Genomic DNA, 18,092 nt, shown 5'->3' on the forward strand with positions numbered 1-18,092 from the left:
GCTGCTCCAAGGAGTAACGGGCCGGCGGGCGCCGGCCCGCGGGGTTTATTTGAGCGCGCCGAACGGGTCGCTCGAGGTCGATGCGGGTTTGGCCTGGGTCGCGGCTGCCGTCGCCGTCGCTGGTCGCGAGCGCGGCGTCGACTTCGGCTTGTTGCCCGGCACCAGCACATCCTCGCCCAGGCTCGAGCGCAGCAGCTTGGCCAGGTCCTGGGCCTCGGACTTGACGTCGCCATTGAGCCTGTTCTTGCGCGTCAGTTCGCCCAGCGCCTTGCTCGACACGCGCAGGCCGCTCACTGCGGCAATGCTGTTGGCGAGCGTGTCGTCCGGGTCACGTTCGAGCGCTTCCAGCGCAGCAGTGATCGCCTCGCCATAGTTGTCCGCGTCGAAGCGCATCTGCGCCATACGCACCCAGGGAGTCTTGTCGGTCGGGAAGGCCTGGCTTGCAGTTTTCAGCACCGCAAAGGCCTTGTCGGGCTGCCCGGCGGCGGTTGCGGCGTCGGCCGCGGCGATGGAGGACGCCATCGTCATCGCCTTCGGTGCGCTGCCCGTGGCTTCGCCGGTGCTGGCGCAGGCGGAAAGTAGTGCGACGCACGCCATGGCCGGCATCAGTCGTGTGAACATCATTTCGGTCTCCAGTACGTTGAACCAGCCGCCATTATTCGGGAAGGAAATTGAGGAGAGTTGCGGATGGTCAACAATGGCACAGGTCGCTTGAATGCGACACGTGGCCGGACCGCTTGCGCTGGCGCAGACGGAGCGCATGGCGTTGCTGTTAAATGAGCGCTGGCGTTATTTACAAGAGGAAAGTACTCAATGAAAGCGTTCCCTTTGAAAGCGTTCCCTTTGAAAGCGTTCCCTTTGAAAGCGTCTCCTTTGAAAGCGGTTCCGTTGAAAGCGTTTCCTTCGATCGGCCTCCTCCTTTTCGCTGCCTCCCTGGCCGGCTGCGCCCGCGATGTGGCGGGCCTGCGCAAGACGGCCCAGGCCGACATGCTCAAGGGGCCGCGTCCGGTCGCCCTGCGCCTGCACGCGGCGCCCAGGCTCAATACCGATGCCAAAGGGCGGCCGCTGGCGCTCGTCGCCCGCGTCTACACGCTGCGCCAGAACGCCGCTTTCGAGGCGGCGCCCTACGCCACCTTCCTCACGCCGGGAGCCGACCGCGAGGCCTTCGGCGCCGACCTGGTCGAGGTCAAGGACGTGACCCTGGTGCCCGGGCAGCGCTACGAGGTCGTCGAAAAACTTCCGCGCGAAGCGGCCTATGTCGGCGTCGTCGCCCTGTTCCGCTCGCCGGCGCCGCAGCGCTGGCGCATGTCGTTCTCTGCCGCCGAGGCGGAGAAGGACGGCATCACCGTTGCCCTGCAAGCCTGCGCGCTGGCAGCCGGCGCCGGCGCGGCGCCAAGCGTTTCGGGTAGCAGGGCGCCGGGTTCTGCGCGCTGTCAATGAAGGTGTCGCGGCCTTCCAGCAAGCTCAACTCTTTCCGCTAAACACTTCCGCAAACACTTAATCGCGAGGTAACAGTGAACATGCCATCGAAACTGCTGTGGGGTGAGGGATTGTTCCTGCGCCCCCAGCATTTCCAGCAGCAGGACCGCTACCATGAAGCGCGCCTGAACCAGACCGCGCGCGCCCTGCATCCGTATGCCTGGGGGGTGCGCCGCCTCGCGATCGACCACGAGGCGCTGACAAGCGACGTGCTCCGTATCGATGCACTGTCGCTCGTCTTTGCCGACGGCGAAATTGTCCGCGCGCCCGAAAGCGACGCCCTGCCGCTGCAGGTCAAGCTCGGCGCCCTGCCCCCATCGACCCAGTCGATCACCTTCCACGCCGCCTTGCCCGCACTCAAAGCGCATGGCGAGAACTGCGCCGACCTCGACGCCGAACGCGACGACGCCCGCTTCGTGCAGCACGAGCGCGATACGCAGGATTTGTTTACGCAGGCCGCGGACGCCGGCATCACGTATTTGAAAAAGACAGTGCGCCTGGTATCCGACATCGATGCCCTGGCCGCCTATGAGAGTTTTCCGCTGGTGCGCCTGCGCCGCGTGGCGACCGGCGGCTTCGAGGTCGACCCGGCTTTCATCGCGCCAAGCGTCTCGATCGAGGGTGCACCCGGGCTGCACAACGCCGTCGCGCGCCTGATGGAAAAGCTGCTGGCCAAGGTGAATGCGCTGTATGGCCATATGCGCGAGCCGAGCCGCAACGTGGTCGAGATCCGCGGCGGCGACATGTCTTCGTTCTGGCTGCTGCACACGGCCAGCAGCGGCTACGCGGCGCTGTCGCACTACCTCCACCATCCCGACCTGCATCCGGAACGCCTGTTTGGCGACATGCTGGCACTCGCCGGTGGCTTGATGGCCTATTCGCGCAGCTACAAACTCGAAGACCTGCCGGCCTATTCGCACCTCGATCCCGGCCCGGCGTTCGCGCGCCTGGACGCGATCCTGCGCGACCTGCTCGACACTGTCGTCTCGAGCCGCTATTTCTCGATCGCGCTCTCGAACGATCGCCCGTCCTACCACGTCGGCGCGCTCGATTCGGGCAAGATCAACGCCCAGACCATGCTGTATCTCGCGGTGTCGGCCGACATGCCGGCCTTGCAGCTGATCGACGTGGTGCCGCTGCGCTTCAAGCTCGGCGCGCCGCAGGACGTGGACAAATTCGTGCTCTCGGCCCTGCCCGGCGTGAAGCTGATGCACGCGCCGCAGGTGCCGGCGGCGCTGCCGGTGCGGCCCGACACCCATTATTTCGCGCTCGAAAACAAGGGCATCCTGTACGAGAACATGCTCAAGGCCCAGGCGATCTCGATTTTTGTGCCGAACGGGATCCGCGACCTCCAGCTCGACCTGATCGGGGTGGCGGCATGAGCGCCCACGTCGAACGCCGTACCGCTGCCACGGCGGCACGCGGCGCCGCCGGCAACGCGCCGCAATCCCTGGTCGACTTGATGTACGAAGGTTTTTATGCCCTGTTCCTGCTGAAGAACGGCTGCGGGCCGCACGACAAAGCCGCCTTTGCCGACCACATGACGGCCTTCCTCGGCGACGTCGACCGCAACGCCAAGGCCATCGGCGTCGCGGCCGAAGACGTCACGGCGGCCAAGTATGCGTTCTGCTCGGCGGTCGACGAGATCATCCTGCGCTCGAACTTCGAGGTGCGCGAAGCCTGGGAAACGCGCCCGCTGCAGCTGCGCGTGTTCGGCGACCAGCTCGCGGGGGAGCACTTCTTCCACCGGCTGGAAGACCTGCGCGCGAAAGGCAGTGTGCACCTGCAGGCGCTCGAGGTCTTCCATATGTGCCTGCTGCTCGGTTTCGAAGGCCGTTATGCACTCGACGGCCACGACAAGCTGAGCTACCTGGTGGCGCGCCTGGGCGACGAGATCGCCCGCATGCGCGGCAAGAACCGCGGCTTCGCACCACACGCGGAACGCCCCGACCAGATCACGAACACGCTGCGCAGCGACCTGTCGCTGTGGGTGCTGAGCGCGGTATTCGCGCTGGCCGGCCTCGGCGCGTATGCAGGCTTTCGCGCCAAGCTGTCGCACGACACCGAGACCGCACTGGCCAGCTACAACGACCTGGTCAAGCTGCCGCCGCGCGCGGCGAACGTGACGATTACCCTGCCTTAGCCGGCCAAAAAGAAAAAGCCGCCGGTAGCGATACCGGCGGCTTTTTCATTGTCTGCTCTCCTTATTGGACGACCTTGAATTCGATGCGCCGGTTGCGCGCGCGGCCATCCGGCGTGCGGTTGTCCGCGACCGGCCGGTCCGGCCCCTCACCCGATACCGCGATCGAATCGGCGGAAATGCCGCGGGCGGCGACATAGGCCTTCACGGCTTCCGCACGGGCCTGGCTGAGCGACAGGTTGCCCGCACGCGAGCCGGCGTTGTCGGTGTGGCCGATCACCTCGACCTTGATCCCGTGCAGCTTCTTCAAGGCTTCGCTCATCTGGTCGAGGATCGCCATGCCCGACGGGGTCAAGGCGGCCTTGCCCGATTCGAATTCGATGATGCGGTTGGCCAGCGCGGCATCGAGTACTCCCTGTTCGGAGGCCGCCACGCGCAAGCCGTTGTTGACGGTATAGGTCGGGTTCAGGCTGGCGGCGATGTCGCCGGCGATCTGCTGGCGCTGCGCCTCGTTGGAGACGTCGCCGCGCAGGCTGACCGTGTTGCCGTCGACTTTCAACTGGCCGCGGCTGATCATTTTCAGGTTCGGGCCGATCAGGCGGCCGACGTAATCGTTCCAGTTGGCCGGGGTGGACACGGTACCGACCGCGAGCTGGTCGACGACGCGGTCAAGCCCGTAGACGGCCCGCAGGCGCGCCAGCAGGGCCGCCTTGCTGGCTTCGTCGGCGACGGTGCCGGCAACCACGATCGGCGCGCCGGCGTTGGCAGCCGGTGGCGCCGCCGGCGCGGCGGCGGGCGCCTGGGCCCGGGCAGCGTCCGCCACCAGCAGGCAGGCTGCAATGATAAGCATCTTGGTCACGTTGCGTCTCCGATGAAGGTCTTCAGGAACAGTTCGCGCGCCAACTTCAAGGGCAGCTGCGGCTGGTCGAGGTAGCTGGCCAGCGCGCGCACGTCGACGTCCAGCCCCAGCTGCTCGTCGATCCAGCCGGTGTCCAGCAGGCGCACTTGCAGCTCTTGCCCGACCAGCGGATCGATGATGCCGCGCAGCGCCTGCGCGGCCGCCCCGCAAAAACCGATCACCAGCACCGGCCGCTCGTCCTGGTGGGTCAGGAACAGCGCCAGGTCGAACGCCGCGCGGCGGACGAATGGGGCCACCAGCTCCAGCCAGAAGGCGGCCACCGGCGCGCGCAAGGCTTCGTCCTCCGGCAGGGGCAGCACCAGGCTTTTGTCGAGTTGGGTGGGTTTGCTATGCATGACCGGCTGCAGCAGCAGGCCGAGCGCCAGGATCACGCGGCTTGCATCCTCGCCGCCGAGGAGGTTCGACAGCGAGCCGATGGTGCCGGTCGCGAGGAAGGCCGCAAGCGCGCCATCGGCCTCGCCCAGCGTGATGGCCGCGTCGCTGATGCCTTGCAGGTGCAGCGTCGGATCGCAGGCTTCGACCACCTGCGGCGCCGCCGTTTCGAGGAAGGCCCAGAGCGGCGCGAAGGCGAGCGGGCAGCGCGAGACGAAGGCGGTGGGGTCGGCGACGTCGAGCGTGCGCATCATGAGGAAGGGATAGCGGCGGCCGGGCGCATCGTGGCTGGCGACCAGGTGCCCGGCGACCGCATGGCGGCGCGCCGGCCCGACGAAGGCGAAACTGACGGGCGCCATCGCATCGTAGTTGATCTTCCAGCGCGCGTCCGACGGCAGGCGTTGCATCACGGCCGCCAGCCAGTCGTCGAGCATGCCCATGGCTGGCGCGTCGTGGGCCAGCTTGACGAAGTCGCTGCGTGCCGGGATTTTGCCGAAGTAGCCGATGCGGTCCATGGCGGGAGCGCGCATTACTGGCCTCCGCCTGCCAGGGTGGCGGCCGCCGGTTCGGCGACTGGACGGCCGACGATGGTCTGCGGCAGGCGCAGGCCCTGGAAGCCCTTGCCGCTGCTGGCGACTGCCGCACTGCTGACCAGGCGCAGGTCGACGACGATGGCCAGGTTGCCGCTGACCCAGCGCAGCTCGTTCACGCCGCCACCCTTTTTCGTCTGGGTCGAGGCCTCGATCATTTTTTTCATGCCGAACTGGCCGGGCTCATTGAACAGCTCCACCGTCCGTCCATCGAAAGTGACGGCGCTGACCCGCGCACCGGCGGGACCGGGGCCCGGATACACCATGTTGGTCCATGCGGCCGGCGTATTCCGGTAGCGCAGCTGCTGGCCATCGATTTCGACCGTGTATTCCGTCGTGCCGGGCGCCGGGTAGGCCTGAAGCTGGAACACCGTTTGCGGCCCACTGCCATTCGATTGGGCCACGCCGTTGCTCGACAAGGGCGCCACCCAGCCCGGAAAGCCGGAGACCGCCTGCGGCGCCAGCGTGATGCCGATGTCGGCCCAGGTGCGCGCGGTGAGCATGCTGCCGCGGTTGATCACGAGCGGCCCCATCGAGGTGTTGATGAATTTCGCCACCACGCCCTCCGGTCCGAACACCTGGCCGATCTCGGCGCTGGTCGCCTCCATCCTGCTGCCCGGTGAGAACGGGTATTTTTCGGCCAGCGTTTTCTGGAAGGGTTCGACCACCTGCGCCTGCCAGGTCTTGTTGATCTCGGATTCGGACGGCAGTACGATCATCGCGAAGGTCTGCACCAGTGGACGCACCAGCAGAGGGCGCAGCGCCGCCTTTTGCGCGTCGCTCGTCCCGGTCAGCATCTGCTCGTCGACATATTTAAGCGCATCGGCCAGCTCCGAGCCGCTGCCTTCCAGGGTCTGCTGCATGAACTGCTTGGCGCCGGGGCCGGGGTCGCCCTGGTTCTTGAGCTGGTTCAGGCGCGTGCGCAGGCGCGACAGGCAGTCCAGGTAGCCGGTCATCAGCGAGGCTTCCTTTTCGCGCGTGCCGACCAGGCGCGCGACGCCGGCGAACTCGCGTCCGATCGGCCCCATCCCGCCCTGTGCGCCGCTTGCCAACGGGCCGACGGCATCGGCCAGGGTGCGCGCATCCGACGGCGCGCGGCGCATGACGACCTCCTTGAACCAGGCGGCCAGCGTGCGCTCGGTCTTGCCGAGGTTCGCGCGCGCCGCGGCCGGGTTGTCCCACGAGGTTTCGTCGTAGATGGCTTTCAGGAGACGCGCGATCGGCGAGTTCTGGGGATCGCCCAGCCGGTTCATCGCAAGCACGCTGCCGTCGAAACCCTTCAGGTCGGCGACGGTCACGCCCTGCACGAACTTCGCCCATTCCTTTGCATACTCGGCCTTGTACATGTCGACCAGGGTCTTCTGCATCTGTTCGGGGCTGCCCTCGAGCGTCAGGTCGTCCTTGGCGACTGTCTTCAACACCCAGTCGGTGCTTTGCAGTTCGCGGTTCGAGGCGTCGCGGATCGCACCCAGCACATATTTTTCCCAGGCCGCGCGGGTAAAGGCGCCGCTCACCGCATGGCTGCCGACCACCAGGCCCGCATCGCCGTCGCCGACCAGGCGCGCCACCGTCACCGCCGGGAAGCGCGTCGCGGCGCGGGTCTTGATGTCGGCGTAGACGCGTTCACGCGCCGGGGTGCCGCGCACGACGCGGCGCAGGTTTTCGCGTGCAGAGTCGAGCAGGCTCAGTTTCAGCGTCACCTGCGGCCAGGCCTGGTCGCTCATCTGCGACAGGTGGAAGGTCAGGAGCCGTTCGGCGCTGCGGATCATCTGCTCATGCGGCATGGCGCCGCGGTTCGCGACCAGCCAGGTGCGCCAGTAGCGCGTCAACTGGTCGTTCAGGTGGCCCGGCTCGGCGTGGCTTTTATCGCCCAACATCAAATACGTCTTCAGGGCGTTGTAGGCGTCGGCGACGTTCGTCGGCGAGACTTCCTGGTAGGGCTGGCCCGGTTTGGAACTCGGCGCGGCGGCGGCGTTCGGATCGAGCGCGTCGGCGTGGGCATTCACTTCCGCCAGCATGGTCTCCAGGGCAGCGGCGACCGGTTCGACCATCACCGCGCGCACGCCGGCAAAATACTCGTCGCGCAGTTTCCGTTCCAGCTTGTCGCCCTGGTACAGGCCGAACGACAGCGCCCAGGGCTGGTCCTCGCGGTATTTATACAGCTGTTCGATGCGATCCTGCAGGATGTCGAGCGCTTCCAGGCGCGATTGCAGGTCGACGCGCTTTTCCTGCAGGCGCATCACCTTGTCGAGATCGGCCTGCACGTTGGCCACCAGCTGGACGTTGCCCATGTAGGCCCAGCTCCAGCCGCCCAGCGCGGCGCCCAGCAGCACGGTGGCGGCAAAGAAGGCGGTATATTTCAGGCGCGCGCTGGCGGGATTGGTGTAACGCTTGACCAGGTCCCTGTCGGCGAAGATCACCTTGCGGAACAGGTCGAGCAGGAAGTAACCTTCACCCGAACCTTCGCCGGCGTGGGCTTCGTCACCCATCTGCGCCTGCTTGCGGTCGTTCAGTTCGAGATCGAAGCGGCTCGCCACGCGCTTGGACGAGAGGTCCTGCACCTGCCCTTCCTGCAGCGCGCTGGTGAAATAAAAGCCGCGGAACACGGGCTTGAACTGATACGTGTTCTCCTCGAACAGCGTCGACAGGAAAGCGCGCAGCGGGCTGCGAATGGCCGCGAATTCGAGCGGGAAGGTAAACACGCCGGGGCGCATCTGGGCGCTGCGATTGCCGGCCATGTTGGCCAGGCTCAGTTCCTTCAGGCCGTCGTGCAGTTCGTCGAAGTGCGCGTCGAAAAAGGCCAGCACGTCCTGCGGCGTGCTGCGCCGGTTGTAGCGCAGCGTCGCGCCCCACACGCGGTCGCGCTCGCCCCGTTCGGCGTCATGGAAGAAGTCGGAAAAGCCGGCAATCAGGTCGGCCTTGGTGAACACCACATAGACCGGTGCATACACGCCCAGGCGCTCGGTCAGTTCCTGCACCCGCGTGCGCAGGCTCTTCGCCAGTTCCATCGAGGCGCTGGCGGGACCAGCCGTCAGTTCGGCCACGCTCACCGCAATCAGGATGCCGTTGATCGGCGCGCGGCGGCGGTGCTTTTTCAACAGCTCGAGGAAGCTGAACCACTCGGCGCGGTCGCCCTCCTGCACCGAATAGCGCCCGGCGGTGTCGAGCAGGATGCCGTCGGTGGTGAAAAACCAGTCGCAGTTGCGGGTGCCGCCCACGCCCTGCACCGCTTTGCTGCCCGGGATAGGAAACGTCAGGCCGGAGTGCGCGATCGCGCTGCTCTTGCCCGCCGCCGGGTTCCCGATGATCATGTACCAGGGCAGTTCGTAGAGTGCCGCCGCGCCGCGCGTGAGACCGAGCTTCGAGGTCTTGATCGTGGTGATCGCTTCCAGCATGTTTCTGCGCAGCACCGCCACTTCGCTTTTGCCGTCCTCAAAACCGCCCGCATCGCCGCTTGCAGCAAGGCTGTCGGTGAGGCGCGCGGCGGCGCGGCGCCGCAGCAACTGGCACAGGCCCCAATAACTGCCCCACAGGGCGAGCAGGACCAGCGCCCCGATCACGGCCCAGATGGCGCCAATCTCGAAGGTGTCCGTGCTGAGGAACAGGATGCCGATGCAGGCGATGATGCCAATCACGACAAGCACGTGGCTGTCGGTGAGGAACTTCCAGAGACGGGCCATGGCGGGAGCGTTGTGAAGGTTGGGGGAAAGTCCGACAGGCAATGCTCGCATCAATTGCCTGTGGAAAATTGGATTTTCCTCAACCCCCAACGGACCGCTCAACGCCGCATCACACCCCGGAGGCGCAGCTCGGTGTGACCGAGGTCCATCATCTTCCAGCGCCCGCCCCAGGTCAGTCCAAGCTGCTCGGCAACCTCGCCGTAGAGCTGGTAACCGCGCATGGCCCAGGGGTCTTTTTCCGAAATCACGAGCTTGCCGTCGCGCCAGAACGCGCAGTCGGCAGCCAGCCCATACTGGTGCCAGCTCTGGAAGGCGCGCGCATTCGTCACCGCGCCCCCCATTTCCGCCAGCATGTCCTGGCGCGCCGGGCTGCGGTAGCCTTCGAGCAGGGCCATGTCATAGCCATGCTTTTCCTTCATGATCTTGAACGCGAGCAGCAAGCGCTGGCTGAAGTCCGGGTGCATCAAACCCCAGTTGCGGCTCGCATTGACCAGCATCGGCCGCACCTGCACCACTTCCTGGGTGGAAAAGGCAAGCGGCGGCGGATCCACCGGCGGCACCAGCTGCTCGCCCTGCAGCAATGCGGCGATCTGGGCGTCGGGCAGCGCTTCGGTCGGCTCGTAGCCGGGCAGCATGTCGGGCGTGCGCAGGGCCAGCGCCAGCAGCGAGGGAATCGCTACCACCGGCACGACGATCGCCAGCACGACCCAGTTGCGGTGCATCTTTTTGACGAGCGCCTTGAACACGCCGCGCAGGTCGCGCCGGGAAGGCAAGCCATGCGCGGCCGGCCCGGGCCGCCACAGCGCCACGCGCCCGAGCCGGCTGCGCAAACCAAACATGAAATGGTTGATCAAAGCCCGCCCGCTCGGGAAGCAGGCCAGCCAGATCAGGCTGCAAGCGACACAAAAATACAGAAGTGCGATAAAGATCAGCATGGGTTTTCCCAGAGCGTTTCTAATCGAAGCAGGAACGTCCATCTTAGGAGGTACGCCGTGCGCCCTACAGACGAAAATCAAGCAGCCTCGACAAGACCAAACCTGATGTCCTCGCGTCGCGGCGCCGGAGAAGAAAACATCCTCGCGATGCTCGAGCGCGACTCGGCCCGCCGTACCGGCGCGCGCATGTCCGGCATCCGACTGGCTTCGTACGGGGCCGCGGCGGCGCTGGCCGGCATCCTCGCCGGCGGCGTCGCCTGGCTCGCTTACGACAACCACAAGGGCGCGCAGGAGCTGCAGGCCCGGCACGATGCCATCACCGTCGTAGTGCCGCCGGTCATGCCGGACGCGGTTCTGCCGCCCCAGCCGCCTGCAGCAGCGGCGCCGGCATCGGTGGTCGACGCGCCGCGCACGGCAGTCATCGTCGACGAGTCGGCAGGCAAACGCGATGTGACGGTTGCCGGCAACGTGCCGCCGCTGGTCATGCTCCCGCCGCACGAACTCAAGGAGACGAAACCGGTGCCGACCGCGGCCCGCGTGGCGGAGGAACGTGCTGTTCCGAAGCCGGTCAAGTCCGAGCCGACCGAGCTTGCAGCGCGCAGCAGCGTCGAGAAAAAAGCGGACAAGGCGCCGAAGCCGGCGAGCCGTGCCGCCAAACCTGCCCAGGCCCGCGCCGGTGGCGCGGCGAAGTCCAGATCTGCCGCCATCAGCCACGCCCGCAAGGCCCCCGCGAATGCCGACACCCAGGTCGACAGCGACGTCGCCCTGATCTCCGCAATCATCCGGCATTCCGAGCGCCATCGCGGCGAGCACGATCCCTCGGCTGCCTGCAGCGGGTCCAAATGCCCGCCAAAGGCCACCCGCCCCTGATGTGGCAAAAAACCACGGCGTCTGGCACCTGCGGGCGAAAGCGCTGGGCCTGCGGCGACCGTGAGGCTATACTGTACATAAGCACAGTTGTCGCCTCACAAAATGAACAGGGTTCTGGAAAACGAGTTTTATTACCTGGATAATTTCCAGAGTGTCCTGGATTGGATCATCGAGCGTTACCACGACTTGCTGACCGACGAAGAACAAGCTTTCATCGCCGCCTTCCCCACGCTGCCGCAGCCTGCGCGCGCCCTGTTCGTGCGTATGGTCATGCGCAAGGGCGACCTGTTCCGGGCCAGCAAAATGCGGTATGCGGAAATCGGCTGCCCGGTCGAGGCCGCGCATCACCTGCTTCCCACCAGCTGGATCGAGCTCGATCCCGTGCTCAGCCTCGACGAACTGTTCGACCTGCTGGCCAAGCCCGAGATCGCCACGGCATTCGCGGCCCATCCGCACCAGAAGAGTGCACGCAAGGCCGAGCAGCTCGAAGCCTTGCGCGCAGCCTTCACCGACAGCCGCGCCTTTTCAAGCTGGTATGCCGGTTGCGACGACCTTGCCCTGCGCATTCTCGTCAAACCCCTGTGCGACCGTCTGCGCTTGATTTTTTTCGGCAACCTGCACCAGGACTGGACCGAATTCGTGCTCGCCGACCTCGGCGTCTTCCGCTACGAGCAGGTCGAGTTCTCGCCCGCCTCGCGCGGTTTTCGCGACCGGCGCGACATCGATCACTACCTGCAACTGCATGCCTGCAAGGGGCGCTTCGCCGAAGGCGGCGAGCCGATCGACGACGTCTTGAACGAGCTGCCGCTGCAGGCATTCGACAATGAGTGGCTCGACAGCCGGCGCGAGAAATTCCTGTTCCAGGTCGGCCAGCACTTCGAGAAGCAGCAGGACTGGACCCGCGCCACCGAGGTCTACACGCGTTGCGGCTATCCGGGTTCGCGCGGACGCGCCATTCGTGTTCTGGAAAAGGCCGAGCGTTATCGCGAGGCCTGGCAGTTGCTGCAGGAAGCCGAACGCGCGCCCGAAAACGACGCCGAATCCCAGCACCTGCTGCGCATCGGCCCGCGCCTGGCGCGCAAGCTGGGCCACCCGAAAACCATCGCCCGCCGTCCGGCCGCGCCGGTGCGCCTTGACCTCTGCCTGCCCGTGCCGGGCGACGGTCCCTGGGTCGAGGGCGCGGTGCGCGACCACCTCGGCAGCGCAGAGGCGCCGGTGTTCTATGTCGAGAACATGCTGGCCAACGCCCTGTTCGGGTTGCTGTGCTGGCGCGCGATCTTCGCCGCCATCCCCGGGGCCTTCTTCCACCCCTTCCACCGCGCCCCCGCAGACCTGCACAGCCTCGACTTCCACCAGCGCCGCGCGGCCGAATTCGCCGACTGCCTCGCCCAGTGCGACGACGGCCGCTACCGCGCCACCATCCTGGCCCACTTCGAGGAAAAGGCCGGCATCTCGGCGCCTTTCCTGTCCTGGGAATACCTCGACCGCGCGCTCCTCGAACTGGCGCTCGACTGCATCCCGGCGGCGCACGTGAAGCGCTGGTGCGAACGCATCCTGGCCGACGTGAAGGTCAATCGCAGCGGCTTTCCCGACCTGATCCAGTTCTGGCCTGCAGAGCGGCGCTACCGCATGATCGAAGTGAAGGGCCCGGGCGACCGCCTGCAGGACAACCAGCTGCGCTGGATCGATTACTGCGCGGCGCACGAGATGCCGGTCGCCGTGTGCTACCTGCAGTGGGAGCATGCCGCTTGAGCAGCTATGTCGTCGCGGTGCGTGCGCTGTGCGAATTCACGGCCAAACGCGGTGACCTCGACCTGCGCTTCACGCCCTCGCCCACCGCCCAGGAAGGCATCGCCGGCCACGCCGTCGTCACCGCGCGTCGGGGCGAAGGCTACCAGGCCGAGGTGACCCTCAGCGGCAACCACGGCCCGCTGCACGTGCGCGGCCGCGCTGACGGCTACGACCCGGCGCAGAATCTGCTCGAGGAAATCAAGACCTACCGCGGCCAGCTATCGACGATGCCGGACAACCACCGCCACCTGCACTGGGCCCAGCTGCGCGTCTATGGCCACCTGCTGTGCGCCGCCCGTGGCCTGGAGCAGGTCAACCTGGCGCTCGTGTATTACGAAATCGGCAGCGGCCTCGAGACGTCCTTGCGCGAAACGCGCAGCGCGGGCGAACTGAAAGCCATGTTCGAGGAAGCCTGCGGGCGCTTCGCCGAATGGGCCGGACAGGAGCTGCGCCACCGCGAAGCGCGCGACGCGGCGCTGACCGGCCTGCGCTTCCCGCACGCGCAGTTCCGGCCCGGTCAGCGCCAGCTGGCCGAGACCGTGTTCAAGGCAAACGCTACCGGGCGCTGCCTGCTGGCCCAGGCGCCGACCGGCATCGGCAAGACCATCGGCACCCTGTTCCCGGTGCTCAAAGCCGCTCCAGCGCAGCGCATCGACAAGATCTTCTTCCTTGCCGCGAAAACGCCGGGCCGCCAGCTGGCCCTCGACGCCGCCGGGGCCATCTGCAATCACGCCCCCGAACTGCCGCTGCGCGTGCTGGAGCTGACCGCGCGCGACAAGGCCTGCGAGCATCCGGACAAGGCCTGCCACGGCGAGTCCTGCCCCCTGGCGAAGGGCTTCTACGACCGCCTGCCCGCCGCACGCCAAGCGGCGTTGAGCGTCCCGGTGCTGGATCGCGCCGCGCTGCGCGAAGTCGGCCTGGCCCACGATGTGTGTCCCTACTACCTGGGCAGCGAGATGGCGCGCTGGACCGACGTGGCGATCGGCGACTACAACTATTATTTCGACGGCAGCGCGATGCTGTACGCGCTGGCCCAGGCCAACGGCTGGCGCGCCAGCGTGCTGGTCGACGAGGCGCACAACATGGTGGCGCGCGCGCGCTCGATGTATTCCTGCGAACTCGATCGGGTCGCCCTGCGCGCCGCCCGCGCCGCGGCGCCGTCGCCCGTGAAAAAGGCCTTGAGCAAAGTCGCGCGGGTCTGGGGCGAGATCGATGAAGCCGCACCGCTTCCCTACCAGGTGCTGGACGCGCCCGGCGAAAAGCTGCTGACCGCCCTCACGAACGCCACCAGCACCGTCAACGACTACGTCGCCGAACAACCGGGGCTCCTCGACCCGGCCTTGCAGCGCTTTCATTTCGACGCCATGCACTTTACGCGCCTGGCCGAATCGTTTGGCCCTCACTCCCTGGTCGACCTGACCCGCCAGCGTAAGGACAGCCTGCTCTGCATCCGCAACGTGGTCCCGGCGCCTTTTTTGAAACCGCGCTTCGAGGCCGCGCACTCGGTGACGCTGTTCTCGGCCACCCTCAGCCCCTGGCATTATTTCGCCGACCTGCTCGGCCTGCCCGAGAGCACCGGCTGGGTCGATGTCGAGTCGCCGTTTTCCGCCGGCCAGCTGGCGGTCCATATCGCTGGCCGTATCTCGACGCGCTACCAGCACCGCGCGGCGTCGCTGGCGCCGATCGCGCAGCTGATGGCCGCCCAGTACGCGGAGTCACCCGGCAACTACCTCGCTTTCTTCAGCAGCTTCGACTACCTGGAACAGGCGGCAACGCTGTTCGCCGAACTCCATCCCGAAGTGCCGACCTGGCGCCAGGAGCGGCGCATGAGCGAGCTTGAACGCGCCGCCTTCCTCGATCGCTTCCAGCCGGAAGGGCGCGGCATCGGTTTCGCCGTACTCGGCGGCTCGTTCGGCGAAGGCATCGACCTGCCGGGCGCGCGCCTGATCGGCGCCTTCGTCGCCACCCTCGGCCTGCCGCAATTGAATCCCGTGAACGAGCAGCTGCGCACGCGCATGCAGGCGATGTTCGGCGCCGGCTACGACTACACCTATTTATATCCCGGCTTGCAGAAGGTGGTGCAGGCGGCGGGCCGCGTGATCCGCACCGAAGCCGACCGCGGCGTGGTCTACCTGATCGACGACCGCTTCGACCAGGGCGCCGTGCGCGAACTGCTGCCGCGCTGGTGGCAGGTCGAGCGGCTCAGCGCATGAGCAGCGCCTGATCACGCCAGCAGCTCGCGCACCTTCTGATAGCCGCTGCGGCTGACCGGCACCCGTTTGCCGTCCTTCAGCACCGCGCACCAGCTGTCCTTGCTGGCGGCCTCGATGCGCTCGATCGCGCCGACATTGACGATGTAGGAGCGGTGCACGCGCAGGAACAGCGAGGGATCGAGTCCCTGCTCGAGTTCGGCCATGCGCCCGTTCTTCAGGTGCGTGCGGCCGCCGGCGCTGATCTGGACATAATCGTCCTGCGCCTCGATCCAGTCGATGGAGCTGGCTGGCACGACGTGCACGCGCGCGCCGTCCCGGATCAGGATGCGCTCCAGCGGGCCGTGGCGCCGCGCGGCGTCCATCGCCACCGCTTCGACCTGTTCGGGCGGTGTCGCCCGCGTGCGGGCGCTGGCCAGGGCCTGGGCCAGGCGCTCGCGGCTGAAGGGTTTCAACAGGTAGTCGATCGCCCGCACCTCGAACGCCTTCAGCGCGAACTGGTCGTAGGCGGTCACGAACACGTACTGCGCGCCTGTACCGGCCAGTTCGACGACTTCGAAGCCGTCGAGTTTCGGCATCTGGATATCCAGGAAGACCAGGTCCGGCTGCAGCTCGCCGATCGCCTTGACCGCCTCGAAGCCGTTTGCGCACTCGGCCACGATCTCGACCTCGGGATGGGCCGCCAGGTATTCGCGCAGCAGGGCACGCGCCAGGTGTTCGTCGTCGACGATGATGACACGCATGGATCAGGTCTCCGCAAGGGGTTCGGTTTCAACGGGCAGCGCGATATCGACGCGAAAGCGCGCACCGAGGCGCGCCCAGTGCACGCTCGCCTCGTGCGCATACGTCGCCAACAGGCGCTGCCGCACGTTGGCCAAGCCAATGCCGCAACCGGCGGCCGGCTGCAAGGCATCGTCCTCGTCCGCATCGTTCTCGACGCGGATGCGCAACAGGGACCCGGCGCGTTCGGCGGCAATGCGCACCGTGCCGCCATCGAGCCGGTTGCCGATGCCATGCTTGACGGCGTTCTCCACCAGCGGCTGCAGCAGCATCGGCGGCAGCAGGCATTCCCCTGCCCCTTCGCCGATCGCATCCTCGAAGCGCAGGCGCGGCCCGAAGCGCACCTGCTCGATCGCGAGGAAGGCGCGCACCAGCGCGATCTCCTCGATCAGCGCGACCTTGCGCTGCGCATCCATGCCGAGGCTGCGGCGCAGGAAATCGGACAGCTGCAAGGTCATGCCGCGCGCGCCGGCCGGGTCGATCGAGGTGAGCGCGCTGATGGAGTTCAGGCTGTTGAACAGGAAATGCGGGTCGATCTGGGTACGCAGCATGCGCAGCTCGGCTTCCTGCGCGGCCAGCTTCATTTCCAGCTCGCGCCGCTCGAGTGCGCGCGCCCGTTCGAACTCGAGGCCCAGGTAGTGCGCCACCGCCGTCAGGCCGTACAGGATCACGCCGAGGCCGAACATCAATGCCGCAAACGGGCGCGTCATGAGCGGCAGGCCGGGCACCAGGCCACGCAGGGTGTCGGCGTAGCCGCCCCCGGCCGCGGTCCAGAGCGCACTGGCGCACACTGCCGTGCAGGTGAAGACGCCCAGCACGGCAAGCAGCGGCCGGCTTGCGAGCGGATACGCGCGGCACAGGTAATAGGACGAGAATCCGCTGGCGCAGCCATACACCAGCGCCAGCGGGACGGCGAACAACAGGCTTGCGCCCCAGGGCGCGTCACCGGCCGCCACCATCAGGCCGGACAGCAGCACCCCCAACAGCGCCCAGGCGGCCAGGTAGAGCGCGGTGCTGCGCGTCGTACTCAGCGCCCCGATCATCAGTTGCGCACTTCGACACCGCCCATGATCGCGTAGCCGCGAACGACGAGGCGCTTGCTGCCGTCCGGCGGGACGATCGTCTTCTCTTCGAAGCCGCCCATGATCGGCGTGCCTTGCAGGACGACGGTCCAGTCGGGCGGCACCTTGAGCGTCACCCCGCCCCAGAACGCGAACACGTGGATCACTGCCTCGCCCACGATCGAGGCACTGCGCATGTCGAGTGCGCAGCCCCCCATCACCGCGGTGACCTCGCCGCCGCGGAAGTCCTGGGTTTGCACGCGGCGTTCGAAGCCGCCCAGCACCGCCGTCACGTCCACTACCTGGCTTTCCGAACCCGGCTTGTCGTCGACCACGCCATGGGTCGTGATGCGCTGGCCCGTCATGGCGCGGTACACCACCATCAGGCCGACGGCGATCAATACCAGCGGCCAGGCCGCGCGCCATGAAAAATAGATGATGCCGAGGCGGTGCAGGATCATCGTCACGCCGACCGCGATGCCGCCCAGGCCAATCAGGTAGCCGTTCGGGGTCGTGGTGTCGAGCAGCTTGGCGACGCCGGCGAAGATGAAGATCAGCGGCCAGAAGGCCAGCGCGTCGCGCACCTCGATGATGTCGAGGTTATCCAGCAGGAACAGCAGGCCGAGGGCGATCACCAGCACGCCCATCAGGACCTGGCTGGTCATGCCGCGGTCGGCGCGGCGTGCTGCCCGGCGTGCCTGGCGCGCGGCGCGGCGGTCTTCGATGGTGTCCTTAAACATGGTCTTTCTCCTGCGACTGCGGGAAGCGGCGGTTGAAAACAGGGGTAAGCACCATCAGCAGGCCCCACATCAGCAGGAACAGCGGCCAGCTGTTACGGAAGGTCAGGCCGAACAAATGCTCGAACACCGCGAACAGCCAGAGTCCCGTGAAAATCGTCCACAACCCGTTGCGGAACTGGCGCGCGCTCGGGTAGCCGATGGTCTGGTTGATGCCGGCCACGACCAGCAGCAACGGCCAATAATGCCATACCGTTTCGGCATCGACGATATACATGCGGTCGAGCAGGAAGACCAGGCCGACCGCGATCAGGACCAGGCCCCACACCATCTGCTTGCGCGTCGTGTAGCTATTTTCGGAACTCATGTCGTCCTCCGTGTTGTGATGGATGGACGATAGCGGGGAGCGGCTGGGAAGGAAAGCGCCTTTCGGCGAACGGCGGCGCCGGATCGGCGAATGGCGAAGGAATCGGTGAATTGCGCGAAGCGAAGCAAAGCGAGCGAAGCGGCATGGCCGGCGCCGGCGTC

15 protein-coding genes are annotated in these 18,092 nt (G+C 66.8%); 6 read left to right on the forward strand and 9 right to left on the reverse strand.

Annotation, left to right across the window (positions count from 1 at the left end):
- Positions 1-45 precede the first annotated feature (45 nt).
- A complete protein-coding gene (locus AC1MEM_RS19415) occupies positions 46-624 on the reverse strand; it encodes a tetratricopeptide repeat protein (protein WP_499473268.1) in 579 nt (192 codons plus the stop codon).
- A gap of 264 nt (positions 625-888) precedes the next feature.
- On the opposite strand from AC1MEM_RS19415, the gene tssJ reads away from it, so the two are divergent.
- The 3 genes from tssJ (at position 889) to icmH (ending at position 3,622) form a co-directional block, all read left to right on the forward strand.
- Positions 889-1,440: a type VI secretion system lipoprotein TssJ gene (tssJ, locus tag AC1MEM_RS19420; protein WP_499473270.1), complete on the forward strand. Its 552-nt coding sequence runs from the start codon at positions 889-891 to the stop codon at positions 1,438-1,440.
- Positions 1,441-1,514: 74 nt separating this feature from the next.
- Entirely contained in the window at positions 1,515-2,861 is a 1,347-nt protein-coding gene (gene tssK, locus AC1MEM_RS19425; RefSeq protein ID WP_499473272.1) for a type VI secretion system baseplate subunit TssK, read from the forward strand.
- Positions 2,858-3,622, forward strand: a complete 765-nt coding sequence (gene icmH / locus AC1MEM_RS19430; protein ID WP_499473274.1) for a type IVB secretion system protein IcmH/DotU — start codon at positions 2,858-2,860, stop codon at positions 3,620-3,622. Before tssK ends, icmH begins: the two co-directional genes overlap by 4 nt.
- Before the next feature lie 61 nt (positions 3,623-3,683).
- On the opposite strand, the gene AC1MEM_RS19435 is transcribed toward icmH, so the two are convergent.
- From AC1MEM_RS19435 to AC1MEM_RS19450, 4 genes are all read right to left on the reverse strand, one after another.
- Positions 3,684-4,469: an OmpA family protein gene (locus AC1MEM_RS19435; protein ID WP_499477699.1), complete on the reverse strand. Its 786-nt coding sequence runs from the start codon at positions 4,467-4,469 to the stop codon at positions 3,684-3,686.
- 5 nt (positions 4,470-4,474) lie between these two features.
- A complete protein-coding gene (tagF, locus tag AC1MEM_RS19440) occupies positions 4,475-5,440 on the reverse strand; it encodes a type VI secretion system-associated protein TagF (RefSeq protein ID WP_499473276.1) in 966 nt (321 codons plus the stop codon).
- Complete coding sequence (gene tssM, locus AC1MEM_RS19445) at positions 5,440-9,180, reverse strand: type VI secretion system membrane subunit TssM (protein ID WP_499473278.1); 3,741 nt, start codon at positions 9,178-9,180, stop codon at positions 5,440-5,442. Before tssM ends, tagF begins: the two co-directional genes overlap by 1 nt.
- Positions 9,181-9,278: 98 nt before the next feature.
- A complete protein-coding gene (locus tag AC1MEM_RS19450; RefSeq protein ID WP_499473280.1) occupies positions 9,279-10,115 on the reverse strand; it encodes a M15 family metallopeptidase in 837 nt (278 codons plus the stop codon).
- Positions 10,116-10,220: 105 nt separating this feature from the next.
- On the opposite strand from AC1MEM_RS19450, the gene AC1MEM_RS19455 reads away from it, so the two are divergent.
- The 3 genes from AC1MEM_RS19455 (at position 10,221) to AC1MEM_RS19465 (ending at position 14,989) form a co-directional block, all read left to right on the forward strand.
- Positions 10,221-10,985, forward strand: coding sequence for a hypothetical protein (locus AC1MEM_RS19455; RefSeq protein ID WP_499473282.1), 765 nt, complete (start codon positions 10,221-10,223; stop codon positions 10,983-10,985).
- A gap of 102 nt (positions 10,986-11,087) precedes the next feature.
- Complete coding sequence (locus AC1MEM_RS19460) at positions 11,088-12,737, forward strand: VRR-NUC domain-containing protein (RefSeq protein WP_499473284.1); 1,650 nt, start codon at positions 11,088-11,090, stop codon at positions 12,735-12,737.
- Positions 12,734-14,989 (forward strand): ATP-dependent DNA helicase, encoded by a 2,256-nt coding sequence (locus AC1MEM_RS19465; RefSeq protein WP_499473286.1) that lies wholly within the window; start codon positions 12,734-12,736, stop codon positions 14,987-14,989. The genes AC1MEM_RS19460 and AC1MEM_RS19465 overlap by 4 nt, the downstream gene beginning before the upstream one ends.
- Before the next feature lie 11 nt (positions 14,990-15,000).
- Here AC1MEM_RS19465 and AC1MEM_RS19470 read toward each other — a convergent pair whose 3' ends face one another.
- Genes AC1MEM_RS19470 through AC1MEM_RS19485 form a run of 4 tightly spaced genes read right to left on the reverse strand, consistent with a single transcriptional unit; the run spans position 15,001 to position 17,931 of the window.
- A complete protein-coding gene (locus tag AC1MEM_RS19470; protein WP_499473288.1) occupies positions 15,001-15,729 on the reverse strand; it encodes a LytR/AlgR family response regulator transcription factor in 729 nt (242 codons plus the stop codon).
- 3 nt (positions 15,730-15,732) lie between these two features.
- The gene (locus AC1MEM_RS19475; protein ID WP_499473290.1) at positions 15,733-16,809 is read right to left on the reverse strand and encodes a sensor histidine kinase; all 1,077 of its coding nucleotides are present in this window, start codon (positions 16,807-16,809) and stop codon (positions 15,733-15,735) included.
- The gene (locus tag AC1MEM_RS19480; RefSeq protein WP_499473292.1) at positions 16,809-17,567 is read right to left on the reverse strand and encodes a LiaI-LiaF-like domain-containing protein; all 759 of its coding nucleotides are present in this window, start codon (positions 17,565-17,567) and stop codon (positions 16,809-16,811) included. The genes AC1MEM_RS19475 and AC1MEM_RS19480 overlap by 1 nt, the downstream gene beginning before the upstream one ends.
- On the reverse strand, positions 17,560-17,931 hold the full coding sequence (locus AC1MEM_RS19485) for a LiaF transmembrane domain-containing protein (RefSeq protein ID WP_499473294.1): 372 nt from the start codon (positions 17,929-17,931) through the stop codon (positions 17,560-17,562). Before AC1MEM_RS19485 ends, AC1MEM_RS19480 begins: the two co-directional genes overlap by 8 nt.
- Between the last annotated feature and the right edge of the window lie 161 nt (positions 17,932-18,092).

This window comes from Telluria sp. AIW5 (assembly GCF_056680575.1).

Bases quoted from the DNA above. Each gene is read 5' to 3' on its own strand.
- AC1MEM_RS19475 (WP_499473290.1), bottom strand. From the start codon at position 16,809: ATGATCGGGGCGCTGAGTACGACGCGCAGCACCGCGCTCTACCTGGCC.
- AC1MEM_RS19450 (WP_499473280.1), bottom strand. From the start codon at position 10,115: ATGCTGATCTTTATCGCACTTCTGTATTTTTGTGTCGCTTGCAGCCTG.
- tssM (WP_499473278.1), bottom strand. From the start codon at position 9,180: ATGGCCCGTCTCTGGAAGTTCCTCACCGACAGCCACGTGCTTGTCGTG.
- AC1MEM_RS19480 (WP_499473292.1), bottom strand. From the start codon at position 17,567: ATGTTTAAGGACACCATCGAAGACCGCCGCGCCGCGCGCCAGGCACGC.
- icmH (WP_499473274.1), top strand. From the start codon at position 2,858: ATGAGCGCCCACGTCGAACGCCGTACCGCTGCCACGGCGGCACGCGGC.
- AC1MEM_RS19435 (WP_499477699.1), bottom strand. From the start codon at position 4,469: ATGCTTATCATTGCAGCCTGCCTGCTGGTGGCGGACGCTGCCCGGGCC.
- AC1MEM_RS19470 (WP_499473288.1), bottom strand. From the start codon at position 15,729: ATGCGTGTCATCATCGTCGACGACGAACACCTGGCGCGTGCCCTGCTG.
- AC1MEM_RS19460 (WP_499473284.1), top strand. From the start codon at position 11,088: ATGAACAGGGTTCTGGAAAACGAGTTTTATTACCTGGATAATTTCCAG.
- AC1MEM_RS19485 (WP_499473294.1), bottom strand. From the start codon at position 17,931: ATGAGTTCCGAAAATAGCTACACGACGCGCAAGCAGATGGTGTGGGGC.
- AC1MEM_RS19455 (WP_499473282.1), top strand. From the start codon at position 10,221: ATGTCCTCGCGTCGCGGCGCCGGAGAAGAAAACATCCTCGCGATGCTC.
- AC1MEM_RS19415 (WP_499473268.1), bottom strand. From the start codon at position 624: ATGATGTTCACACGACTGATGCCGGCCATGGCGTGCGTCGCACTACTT.
- tagF (WP_499473276.1), bottom strand. From the start codon at position 5,440: ATGCGCGCTCCCGCCATGGACCGCATCGGCTACTTCGGCAAAATCCCG.